9 protein-coding genes are annotated in these 11,466 nt (G+C 51.5%); 5 read left to right on the top strand and 4 right to left on the bottom strand.

Going from position 1 to position 11,466, the window contains the following annotated elements; genetic code table 11:
- Positions 1 to 241: 241 nt before the first annotated feature.
- Positions 242 to 1,450, bottom strand: coding sequence for a benzoate/H(+) symporter BenE family transporter (locus INT21_RS11925; protein WP_226930636.1), 1,209 nt, complete (start codon positions 1,448 to 1,450; stop codon positions 242 to 244).
- Between the two features lie 152 nt (positions 1,451 to 1,602).
- Between INT21_RS11925 and INT21_RS11920 the strand changes: the two genes are divergently transcribed.
- A complete protein-coding gene (locus tag INT21_RS11920; protein WP_319022698.1) occupies positions 1,603 to 2,190 on the top strand; it encodes an XRE family transcriptional regulator in 588 nt (195 codons plus the stop codon).
- On the opposite strand, the gene nfo is transcribed toward INT21_RS11920, so the two are convergent.
- Positions 2,160 to 3,035, bottom strand: coding sequence for a deoxyribonuclease IV (gene nfo, locus INT21_RS11915; protein ID WP_193085228.1), 876 nt, complete (start codon positions 3,033 to 3,035; stop codon positions 2,160 to 2,162). The two genes, INT21_RS11920 and nfo, sit on opposite strands and share 31 nt — an antisense overlap.
- Positions 3,036 to 3,071: 36 nt before the next feature.
- Positions 3,072 to 3,839, bottom strand: a complete 768-nt coding sequence (locus tag INT21_RS11910) for a glycerophosphodiester phosphodiesterase family protein (protein ID WP_193085227.1) — start codon at positions 3,837 to 3,839, stop codon at positions 3,072 to 3,074.
- Positions 3,840 to 4,019: 180 nt separating this feature from the next.
- Here INT21_RS11910 and INT21_RS11905 point away from each other — a divergent pair, with 180 nt between their 5' ends.
- From INT21_RS11905 to glpK, 4 genes are all read left to right on the top strand, one after another.
- Complete coding sequence (locus INT21_RS11905) at positions 4,020 to 4,997, top strand: NADPH:quinone reductase (protein ID WP_089038541.1); 978 nt, start codon at positions 4,020 to 4,022, stop codon at positions 4,995 to 4,997.
- Between the two features lie 247 nt (positions 4,998 to 5,244).
- On the top strand, positions 5,245 to 7,095 hold the full coding sequence (locus tag INT21_RS11900; protein ID WP_193085226.1) for an SLC13 family permease: 1,851 nt from the start codon (positions 5,245 to 5,247) through the stop codon (positions 7,093 to 7,095).
- A gap of 125 nt (positions 7,096 to 7,220) precedes the next feature.
- Positions 7,221 to 7,979 carry a DeoR/GlpR family transcriptional regulator gene (locus tag INT21_RS11895; protein ID WP_193085225.1) on the top strand — a complete coding sequence of 253 codons (759 nt, stop codon included), beginning with the start codon at positions 7,221 to 7,223 and terminating at the stop codon, positions 7,977 to 7,979.
- Between the two features lie 164 nt (positions 7,980 to 8,143).
- Entirely contained in the window at positions 8,144 to 9,628 is a 1,485-nt protein-coding gene (glpK, locus tag INT21_RS11890; protein WP_089038539.1) for a glycerol kinase GlpK, read from the top strand.
- Positions 9,629 to 9,706: 78 nt separating this feature from the next.
- Here glpK and INT21_RS11885 read toward each other — a convergent pair whose 3' ends face one another.
- The gene (locus INT21_RS11885; protein WP_193085224.1) at positions 9,707 to 11,365 is read right to left on the bottom strand and encodes a glycerol-3-phosphate dehydrogenase/oxidase; all 1,659 of its coding nucleotides are present in this window, start codon (positions 11,363 to 11,365) and stop codon (positions 9,707 to 9,709) included.
- Positions 11,366 to 11,466: the final 101 nt, after the last annotated feature.

Below are 11,466 nucleotides of genomic sequence, written 5' to 3'. Positions count from 1 at the left end.
CGTCATTCCCGAGTGGGGTTATCGGGAATCCACCTTGACCTTGGTCCTACCGCAGCCCGAAACCCCAGGTCAATATGGATTCCCGCTAAGGGCCTGCGGGAATGACGAAGTGGCACGGGCTGGGGGAATGACGCGGGCGACCCGAAGGGCTAGGGTGGCGTCACCCCCAGAGTGAACGCTCTAAGGGCATTTTTTATCGTATTGTTATCACATGAATAGTTATTGCATGAATAACATACCGCTAATGATTTGCAGCCTTTGTCAGCTTTAGTACCACCAAGCCCGCCACAAGCCCCCAGAATGCGCCGCCGATACCTAACAAGGTGATGCCAGAGCCGGTAAGTAAAAAGGTAACAATGGCGGCATCTCGTTGCCCGCTATTTTCAAATGCATTCGCTAACCCACCGCTTAATGTGCCCAGTAACGCTATCCCTGCCAGCGACATAACTAGGACACTGGGAAGCGCATTGAAGATTCCAGTAACCGTGCCCCCAAAGATGCCCATCGCGATATAGAACACGCCCGCTGCAACGCCTGCGGTATAGCGTTTAAGAGGGTTCGCATGGGCATCAGGCCCTATGCATACCGCGGCGCTAATGGCCGCCATATTGAATGCATAGCCACCGAAGGGCGCAAGTAAAAGCGTTGCAGCCCCTGTCCAACTAATGAGCGGCGAACTGTTTGGCTGATAGCCTGCTGCCCGTAGCACGGCTACGCCAGGTAAATTTTGAGTCGCCATGGTAATGACAAACAGGGGGATGCCTATACTGATCAGCGTTGTCAGCGAAAAGGTAGGCGCAGTGAAAACCGGTACGGTAGGTGCTAACGGAATGCTGTGTACGTTAAGTTGACCCTGCCAAAGGGCAATAGCAATGCCGATTAACAGCACGCCAGGCACTGCGAGCGTTGGCCATAGGCGCCGACCTGCTACCCAAGCGGCCAACATGGCCAGTGGTAGCAGCCATTGGCTTTCCATAACGTTAAACAGCTCTAGGCCAAAGCGCAGCAGAATACCTGCCAGTAGAGCCGAGGCGATTGCGCTGGGGATATAGCGCATCAAGCGCTCGAATAAACCTGTTACGCCGCAGAGCGTAATGAGCAGCGCGGAGAAGAGGAAGGCACCGATGGCTTCATCAAGTGGAATGCCGGGAAGATTAGTTGCCAAAAACGCCGCGCCTGGCGTTGACCACGCAGTCAATAAAGGCATGCGGTAGCGCAGCGATAGTCCTATCGAGGTAATGCCCATGCCAATGCCCAATGCCCACAGCCAAGAGCTGATTTGCGCAGTGCTGGCGCCCGCCGCGGCTGCCGCCTGGAAAATGATGGCCGCTGAGCTTGTATAGCCGATAGTGACAGCAACGAAACCTGCAGTGACGGCCGAGAGGCTAATGTCTCGCCAGAAAGGAGTTCTATGGCTTCCTGCGGGCTGTAGGGTGGGTGGCGCCTCCATAGTGTTACCTCGTTTACGTTGGGTGGCGTGCGCTATAGCGCACAATGCTGCCAGACTATCACTGTGCGTTATAGCGCACAATATTGGCATCGCCGGTGTTCATCGCTGTTCGGATAGGTAAACTACGACACATAAATTCTATGGAGAACCGCATAGTGAGTGATCCTCATACCATTGCCGAGCACATTGCGGGAACCGTTAAAAAACTACGTAAAGAGCGTGGTTGGAGCCTAGATCGCGCGGCAGGTGAAACGGGGGTGAGTAAAGCCATGCTGGGACAGATAGAGCGTGGTGAGTCTAGCCCTACCATCTCAACGCTTTGGAAGATCGCGAGTGGTTTTCGGGTGTCGTTTTCAACCCTGTTTGATGGTGACAAGCCTGCGTTAGGCGAACTACACAGAGATGGCTGGGAGTCCGTTTGGGGCGATGATAGCGCCGGGATGCAAGCGCGGCTGCTTTTCCCTTACGACCCGCTGCTGGGTTTTGAAATGTTTATGATTGAGCTAGCGCCAGGGGCGATCAGTGAGTCGTCTCCCCACGCCAGCGGTGTGGTAGAGCACATCGTCGTTGTCGAGGGTGAGATGGAGCTACGCATTGACGAGCGCTGGCAAACGCTACGAGCCGGCGAGGGGCTGCGTTTTTTTGCTGACCGACCCCACGCCATGCGTAACAGCGCTACGACGCGGCTACGTTTTCACGATGTGATTCACTATTTGCCAGGCGCTGCTTCAGGCACTTGAGTACCGGGTACTTGAGCACGTAACCAGTTGATTTCATCAGCCCAAATGCCGGGTTCGACGGTTTCCAGAATCATCGGTATGTCATGAATGCGTTCGTCTTGCATGATCGTTGTGAACGCGCCCAGGCCGATATTGCCTTTACCCAGGCTGTGGTGGCGGTCTACACGGCTGGCGAAGGCACTCTTGGCATCGTTTAAATGCATACCGCGTAAATACTCAAAGCCGACCACCTTGCCTAGCTCATCCAACGTTGCTTTGGTGGCCTCGGCGGTACGTAGGTCATATCCGGCGGCGAAGGCGTGACAGGTATCAATACAAACGCCAACACGGGTTTTATCATCGACCTGGGCAATAATCTCCGCTAAATGTTCGAAGCGCCAGCCGAGGTTAGTGCCTTGCCCGGCGGTGTTTTCAATCACCGCCGTGACACCTTTTGAAGCTAGCAATGCTTCGTTGATGGAGTCTGCAATGCGTTTCAGGCAGTCGGCTTCGCTGATTTTGTTCAGATGACTGCCAGGGTGGAAGTTCAATAACGTGAGACCTAGTTGCTCACAGCGCTGCATTTCGTCTAAAAACGCCGCGCGTGATTTTTCAAGCCCAGCGGTTTCCGGGTGGCCTAGGTTAATCAGGTAGCTGTCGTGGGGTAAAATTTGTTCTGGGCCAAAACCGTGGGTTTGGCAGGCTTGTTTAAACGCCGCAATGGCCTCGTCGGTCAGCGGTTTACCTTTCCACTGCCGCTGGTTTTTGGTGAACAGAGCAAAGCCATTTGCGCCAATTTCTACCGCACGGAACACTGCTTGATCCGCGCCACCTGCGGCGCTTACGTGGGCACCAAGATAGTGCATAGTCTTCCTTAGGTAGAGTAGTGAGTATTGACGAATTTAACCGTGTCGACGTCGATTATTCAAATAGCGCTGAAATGCTTCAGGCTCATCAGTAATCGCGCTGGCTACTCCCCAGCCCCAGCGACTTTCAAAAGCGCTGGGGTCGTTGGCGGTATAGCATAAAATTTCATAGCCATCTCGGCGCATGGCAGCAGCCTGTGTGTGTTTTAAGCGCGGCCAATGAGGGTGAATGCTAAAGGCGTCGATGGCTTCACACTGGTCACGCCAAGTTGGAGGTGTGCTGCCAAACAGTACGCCCAGCGCGAGGGCTTCTTTGGGTGCAAAGTGGCGGCATCGAGCTAACGCTCGGGCATCAAACGAGGACACAATCAGCCGTTCGGCGGGCAGTGTTGCTAATACGATTGGTAAGACGGTATCCACCAAGGCGATGGGGTCACGGCCTTTGTTTACCTTGATCTCTAAATTCACCCCCATATTGAGTTCGTTCAATAGCGCCAGCATGGCCTCTAGACTGGCCATCTTTTCACCTGCAAACGCATCGCCAAACCAACTGCCGACGTCAAGCTGTTGCGCACGCTGCCACGTCAGGTTAGCGAGGTTGCCACGGCTATCGGAGCAGCGGCTAATATCGCCATCATGCCAGATGACAGGGGTACCATCGCCCAATAGTTGAACGTCTAATTCCACCCAAGTAATGCCCGCTTGATGAGCGGCACGCACTGCCGTTAGGGTGTTTTCAGGTGCAGCGGCTGAGTATCCGCGATGGGCTATAAGCGTAGGCAAACAGATTGCTGGGTGCGTCATAGTCTGTCCGTTTTAGAGTAATCGATAAGCATTGTTATCAACATTTTTCAGATAGTCTAGCATGGGTGCATGACAGCAATATGTCCTGTATGGCTGGCTAATCGCTTGATTTGAGGCGCACAACGCGGTTGGATAGCCTGCTAATGTGTGTCCAGTAATTAACAATGGGAGTTTGCCCAGATGTCTAAACGTATTCAGTTTTCAAAAACGGGCGATTCAGATGTATTGGAGTGGGTCGACACAGCGCCTAAGGCACCTGGCAGCGGTGAAGTGCGTATTGCTAATAAAGCGGTGGGCCTGAATTTTATTGATATCTACTTTCGTACCGGGCTCTATCCTGCGCCATCTATGCCTTCTGGATTAGGCACCGAAGGTGCAGGGATTGTCGACGCTGTGGGCGAAGGTGTTACCCATCTAAAAGAGGGTGACCGGGTAGCGTATGCACAAGGGCCATTGGGTGCCTATGCAGAGATGCATACCTTGCCAGCGGCCAAGGTGATTAAGCTGCCGGACTTTATTGATTTTGAAACCGCTGCGGCCAGTATGCTGAAAGGGTTAACCGTGCAGTATCTGCTGCGGCAAACTTATGAGCTAAAGGGCGGTGAAACCATTCTTTTTCATGCCGCTGCTGGAGGTGTTGGCTCGATTGCCTGCCAGTGGGCCAAGGCACTTGGTGTTAAGCTGATTGGGACGGTTAGCTCAAAAGAGAAAGCAGACTTGGCGATGGCCAACGGTGCATGGGCAACGATTAACTACAGCGAAGAGAATGTGGTAGAGCGGGTGCGTGAGCTAACCAATGGCGAAATGTGCGATGTGGTTTATGACTCCGTAGGAAAAGATACCTGGGAAATGTCGTTAGACTGCCTGAAGCCTCGTTCGCTAATGGTCAGCTTTGGTAATGCGTCTGGTCCCGTAGACGGGGTGAATATAGGTATTCTGAACCAAAAAGGCGCGCTCTTTGTAACCCGCCCAAGTTTGAACGGCTATGCTGACACCCGTGAACGCTTTGAAATGATGTGCGATGACTTTTTTGGCATGATCAAAAGCGGCAAACTTCGTATTGACGTAGCAAATCGCTACCCGCTTCAGGACGCAGGAAAGGCTCAAGATGCCCTGCAAAGCCGTCAAACAACGGGCTCGACCGTGCTACTGCCTTAATACGTTTACGCGCCTGGTTAAACGGCCACGCTTTGCCGCCATTTTGGCAACATGGAGTGAGCTGCGTGGCTTAGTAGTTCTTTAATCACTTTTTATGAATGCCTGGCCACGCCAGGCATTTTATTGCTCCAACGTTCTTTTGTTGCTCTGCGCTTCTGGGGCTATACGGCCGTATAGTCATCATCTACTGTGTTGCTAGTGAGTTGGCGCCTCAGCCGAGCGTACCCACAAAGGAGAGGGACACCGCATGACAATGGAAAGCATTGGGCTTGCGCCTAGCACGTTGGTTTTTATCATTTTGGGATTAACGCTTGCCGCTTTTATGTGGGGGCGATTTCGCTATGATCTCGTTGCGCTTGCGGCGTTGCTCGGCTCGGTAATGCTTGGGCTTGTGCCCACTGATGAAGCTTTTAAAGGCTTTGGGCATCCGGCGGTGATTACGGTGGCCGCGGTATTGGTCATTAGCCGAGGGTTTGAGCGCTCGGGTGTTGTCGATATTATCGCCAATCAAGTGCTCAAAGTAGGTGAACGGCTGCTACTGCAGTTGCTGGTATTAGTGGGTACGGTCGTGGTGCTTTCTGGGGTGATGAATAACGTAGGGGCACTGGCGTTACTGTTGCCCGTTGCCATGCGGCTTGCTCGAGAGCACAACACATCCCCGTCGCTGTTATTAATGCCGTTGGCGTTTGGTTCATTGCTGGGAGGCTTAACCACGCTGATTGGCACGCCACCTAACATTATTATTGCCACATACCGGGGTAATATCACCGGTGAAAACTTCGGCATGTTCAGCTTTACCCCGGTGGGGGTTGCTGTTGCGTTAGTCGGCCTGGCGTTTATTGTGCTTGTGGGCTGGCGCTTAACGCCTAAGCGCAGTGGGCAGGCTTCAACCGAAGAAATGTTTGATACTGCTAATTATTTGGTTGAGCTAAAGGTTTCAGAAGTGTCAAAGGCTAATGGTCTGACACTCCAGCAACTACATGATGAGCTAGAGGAGGCTATTCCGGTTCTTGCTGTGGTACGAGAAGATAATCGCCGCGCCGGGTACTCATTTCACGGGGTGCTTCGGGAAGGGGATATTTTGCTGCTGGAAGCAGGGCCTGATGAACTTAAGCTGCTGGAAGACAAAGTAGGGCTGAGCGCGATTGCGGAATCCGAAAAAGATGAGAAAGACAGTGATGAGACTGATAGTGAAAATGCAGAGTCACAGCCCTCGGATGAGCGCCAGCCTGTCGATACGGAAGGTCTGCAGCTGATTGAAGCGGTGGTGCGTAACGATTCAATGATGGTCAATCGAAGCGTACGCCAGCTGCGGTTAAACCAGCAGTTCGGGCTGCATTTAGTGGCGGTGGCCCGCGATGGAGGGCGTTTAAAGCAGCGTCTTCGGGACATTCGTTTTCAAACCGGTGATGTACTGCTGTTACAAGGAAGTGAAAACGAAATCGCCGATAGCTTAGCGACCCTTGGGTGTTTGCCGCTGGCTAACCGTGAGCTTCACTTAGGGCAACCGCGAAAGTTGGCGCTGTCGATCGGTATTTTTGCCCTCGCCATTATGGCGATGCTGTTTGATTTGCTTCCTGCGGCTGTTGCTATGAGTAGCGCGGCGTTGATATCACTGCTGATAGGAGTGCTGCCGCTGAGAGAAGGTTATCAAGCCATTGATGGGCCCGTTATTGTTCTCCTGGCGGCCATGCTGCCGGTGGGGGAAGCGCTTGAAACGAGCGGTGGCGCTGAAATTATTGCTGATGCGCTACTACGATTTGGTGTTGAGTGGCCCATCACTGTTTCATTAGCAGGGCTATTTATTCTCTCGATGTTACTTTCCAACGTGGTCAATAACGCCGCAGCCGCGTTGTTGATGGCGCCTATTGCCGCCAGTCTTGCGAGTGGTTTTGATGCATCACTCGATCCCTTTCTAATGGTGGTCGCTGTCAGCGCCTCATGCGCCTTTCTAACGCCGATAGGCCACCAGTCCAATACGCTAGTGTTAGGCCCGGGTGGTTACCAGTTCGGTGATTATTGGAAGCTAGGCCTTCCACTTTCGTTAGTGGTGATGGTGGTCGCTATTCCTGCCATTTTATGGGTCTGGCCGCTCTAATCGAGCAGGTACTTGGCGAAAAATGAGAGCTTAATGTTCGTATTATTAAATTTCGAAAATTTGCTACTCTATAGCTCATAGAGAACAGCTCTTAAACACTAATAAATAACGAATAGGCCGAGCTTATGAACCAACAGTTTCGCCAAGATGCTATCGTCGAGCTAGTACGCCAGCATGGCTATATGAGCATTGAGCAACTGACCGATCACTTTGCAGTGACGCCACAAACCATTCGGCGTGATTTAAATACGCTAGCAAACGAAGGGCGGGTTCGTCGTGTGCATGGCGGTGTAGGAATAGAGTCGAGCACTGTTAACACCGCCTACAGCACGCGTAAAACGCTACATTTAGAAGAGAAAGAGCGGATTGCTCACTGCCTGGCGCAGCAAATTCCTCATCACTCCTCACTGTTTATTAATATCGGCACCAGTAACGAGATGATCGCCCAGGCCTTGCTTGAGCACCAGGGCTTAGAAATCATTACCAATAATCTGAACGTGGCCGCCATTCTTCAGCACAAAGAGGACTTCACGGTGATTATTGCTGGCGGGCAAGTTCGCTCTCGCGATGGCGGTATTATCGGCGAAGCCACTATCGATTTTATCAATCAATTTAAAGTGGATTACGGAATCATCGGGATCAGCGGTATTGATGAGGATGGCTCGCTCCTTGAATTTGATTACCAGGAAGTACGCGTTGCTCAAGCGATTATTGCCAATTCGCGACGCATTTATCTCGCCGCAGATTACTCAAAATTTCATCGTAATCCGGTGGTGCGCCAAGGGAATATTTCCCAGCTCGATGCTCTGTTCACTGATCGGAAGCCTCCAGAGTCGATTCTGCAGCTGTTATCGCAGCACGGTGTCGCGTTGCATATCGCTTAAGCATGATGCGTAAGCTAAGGCGGAGCACGGCCCTCGACGCGTTTAAGAGTGAAGGAGAGTAGTTTCATACTTGAGCATTTGGGGCGGCTAGAGTAGCCTTGGATGATAATAAAGCGAAACAAAACACACAAAACCGAAAGAACCTACAACAAAGTGAACGTGATATGTCCTCCTTTATTCTCGCCATCGATCAAGGTACGACCAGCTCGCGCGCCATTTTATTTGACCGCCAAGGCCAAATAGAGGCGGTTGCCCAACAGGAATTTCCTCAGCACTTCCCTCAAGATGGGTGGATAGAGCATGATCCCGAAAATATATGGGAGACTGTCCTCGCCACCTGTCGTGAGGTATTAGAAAAGGCGAATATTTCGCCAGAGCAGATTGATGGAATTGGCATTACTAACCAACGTGAAACCACGGTGGTGTGGGATAGAGAGACGGGTAAGCCGCTCTATAATGCGATTGTCTGGCAGGATCGGCGTACCTCTGAACTTTGTCAAACACTCCGTGACCAAGGGCATACAGAGGCAGTACAAGCGAAAACAGGCCTCTTAATAGATCCCTATTTCTCTGCCACCAAGCTCGCCTGGATACTCGATAATGTAGCAGGGGCCCGCGAGCGTGCGCAGCGCGGTGAGCTACTCTTTGGCACTATCGATACCTTTTTGATTTGGCGATTAACGAATGGCAAGCAACACGTCACTGATGCCACCAACGCATCGCGAACAGCCATTTTTAATATCCATAATCAAACATGGGACGATGAGCTGTTAGCGTTGTTTGACGTTCCTGCCAACATGCTGCCCGAGGTAAAAGATTCCAGCGATGATTTTGGCACCACTGACGCAGATTGGTTAGGGGCGGCTATCCCTATTGCGGGTGTAGCAGGGGATCAGCAGGCTGCGCTAGTAGGTCAAGCGTGCTTTCAGCCAGGAATGGGTAAAAGCACCTATGGCACCGGGTGTTTTATGATCGTTAACACCGGGGATACACCCTCGGTATCACGAAATCGTCTGCTAACCACCATTGGTTACCGAATTAATGGCAAGCCGACCTATGCGATGGAGGGCAGTATTTTCGTTGCTGGGGCGACTGTGCAGTGGCTACGCGATGGGTTGAACCTGTTTGCGGATGCGTCAGAGACAGAAGCGCTTGCTAAAGAAACCCGCAGCGGACATAGCGTTTACTTGGTGCCGGCCTTTACTGGCTTGGGTGCGCCCCATTGGGATCCTAAAGCGCGAGGGGCAATTTTTGGCCTCACTCGGGATACTGGTATTGCCGAAATCGTTGCAGCGGGGCTCCAGGCGGTGTGTTACCAGACCCGTGACCTTCAGCACTGTATGAACGACGATATGGAAGCCACGCCTGGTAACCTACGTGTCGATGGTGGCATGGTGAAAAACAGTTGGGTGATGCAGTTTTTAGCCGATATGCTCGATGTCCAGGTGGATAGACCGACTATTCTTGAAACGACAGCGCTTGGAGCTGCTTATTTGGCAGGCTTGCGTTTGGGTTGGTATGACACGCTTGAAGAAATAGAGCAACTCTGGCGTTGCGAAAAGAGCTTTACACCTAAAATGCCAGAATCGACTCGGGAGGCGTTGTATCAGGGTTGGCTAGATGCCGTGAATCGCGTGCGTTGTAATTAACAACCGTTATTGGCTACTTCAAATAGGCAAAAGCCGCTATCGCGATGATAGCGGCTTTTTAATGTTGTTGATGGTTAATCAGTGAGTGTTCTGTGGTTCTGCTTGTGCAACGAAAGGCTGTGAGGTGTCACGATTTTCAGCAAAGTAGGTAGCAAAGCGTTCTTCCGCTTGGTCTCCGAAGAGGACACGACAAGCTTCTTTCAGCCCCTTAGAGTGGCGCAGCTGTTCATGGTGAACAACCAGTGACACTTTGGCTCTTCGGCGCAGGAAGTCCTCCAGTTGCGTAATCATTTCGTGGTCTCGGGCATGCTCTAGTTCGCAGCGAATATATTCGGTACCTTCAATGAGAATGTCGGCTTCCGCAGGATCCTGACGAATTTTTTCTAGCATTTGCATGGCCTGTTCTGCATAACGCCGCCATAGCCGGGAAGAGAGCGGCTCGGTAGACGTTGGTGCGGTCATCGCATCTAGATTCATCCGTTTAGCTTGGTCCATAAACTGCTGTTTGACAGGCTCTGGTGGCTCACCGTACCAGCGATAGTTGATATCGCTGAGATTGACACCTAGGCGGACCACTTCTTCTGCGATTTCATCACCTACATTCAAGCAGTCGGTTAATTTACCCCCAAAAATACTAATGTGGGCGCTATCCGCATTGGTATCGATGACATGTTTACGCGACAGCTGGAGAAAATCGCGATCGCCGTCACCCTGGTCTGCTTTGATAGCCAGGGGCCGAACACCGCAGCGTGTTGAAATAATATCGTCTTGGCTAAGCGGCTTTTCTAACGTTAGGCGCTTATTGATATTTTCCAATACAAACTCAATATCTTCAGCGGTGACATCCACCTCTGGATGTTCCATATGCGTATCAGTCGTGCCGATGCAGGTGCGATTCCCCATGGGAATGACAAAAAACAGTCGTCCATCGTCGGCAAAAAACGCCAGTACCCGTTTAGTTTCCGTCAATTGCGGAACGATCAGATGAATGCCTTTTGAGTAAAGATGTTGATGGGTGGTTTTCTCGCCGGTAAGTGCGTTGTGCTGGTCTACCCAGGGGCCAGCCGCATTAATTAATACTTTGGAACGGATATTGAATGTGCTGCCATCCATGACATTGCGCGCTTTCGTTACCCAGTGCTGGCCTTCACGTTCAGCACCAAGCGACTCAACATAATTGGCTGCAATTGCCCCATAGTTAAGCGAATGGCGAACAAAGTTAAATACAAATCGGGCATCATTATCGTGTAAGTAGGCATCTGAGTATTCAAACCCACCGACTGAGCCTTCGATATCAATAATGGGTTCTTCTTGCTTAATGTTCTTGGGAGATAGTAAGCGGGGCAGCTTAGTAAACCCGTTTCCCATTAGCCAGTAGAGCCAGGTGCCTGCCCACAAATACCAGGGTGAATGGCGGAAACCTTTACTGATGGTAGTCAGAAAGCGAATTTCCTGAACGGTAGAAGGGTAACTTTTAATCAAGTGATTACGGCTTTTGCACAGTTTGCGTACTAATGCGAAATCCTTGCTTTCCATATACTTAATGCCTCCCCAAACTAAGTTGGAGGAGTGCATACTGGTGCTTCCCGCAAAATCACCGCGGTCTATTAAGGCGACTTTAGCGCCTTTGCCTGCAAGCGCGGCTGCCGTTGCTGCGCCGTTAATGCCGCCACCGATGATTAGTGCGTCAAAGTCGTCAGTGTGCAATTTCTCGATATTCCGGTTACGCAGTTTCATAGCGGTTCCAATTAACAAAGAAAAAGCCCCGTGTTTAGGTAGCGGTTTCAACATGACAACAAAGCAATAAGCCTATGTAGACCAGCGAGCCCTGCTGTTAT

The organism is Halomonas sp. 3F2F, from assembly GCF_014897805.1.
Taxonomy (GTDB): domain Bacteria; phylum Pseudomonadota; class Gammaproteobacteria; order Pseudomonadales; family Halomonadaceae; genus Vreelandella.
The sequence above is the reverse complement of the archived record's forward strand: the minus strand, read 5'-3'. Positions and strand labels throughout refer to the sequence as shown.

Bases quoted from the DNA above. Each gene is read 5' to 3' on its own strand.
- INT21_RS11925 (WP_226930636.1), bottom strand. From the start codon at position 1,450: ATGGAGGCGCCACCCACCCTACAGCCCGCAGGAAGCCATAGAACTCCT.
- nfo (WP_193085228.1), bottom strand. From the start codon at position 3,035: ATGCACTATCTTGGTGCCCACGTAAGCGCCGCAGGTGGCGCGGATCAA.
- INT21_RS11910 (WP_193085227.1), bottom strand. From the start codon at position 3,839: ATGACGCACCCAGCAATCTGTTTGCCTACGCTTATAGCCCATCGCGGA.
- INT21_RS11905 (WP_089038541.1), top strand. From the start codon at position 4,020: ATGTCTAAACGTATTCAGTTTTCAAAAACGGGCGATTCAGATGTATTG.
- INT21_RS11900 (WP_193085226.1), top strand. From the start codon at position 5,245: ATGACAATGGAAAGCATTGGGCTTGCGCCTAGCACGTTGGTTTTTATC.
- INT21_RS11895 (WP_193085225.1), top strand. From the start codon at position 7,221: ATGAACCAACAGTTTCGCCAAGATGCTATCGTCGAGCTAGTACGCCAG.
- glpK (WP_089038539.1), top strand. From the start codon at position 8,144: ATGTCCTCCTTTATTCTCGCCATCGATCAAGGTACGACCAGCTCGCGC.
- INT21_RS11885 (WP_193085224.1), bottom strand. From the start codon at position 11,365: ATGAAACTGCGTAACCGGAATATCGAGAAATTGCACACTGACGACTTT.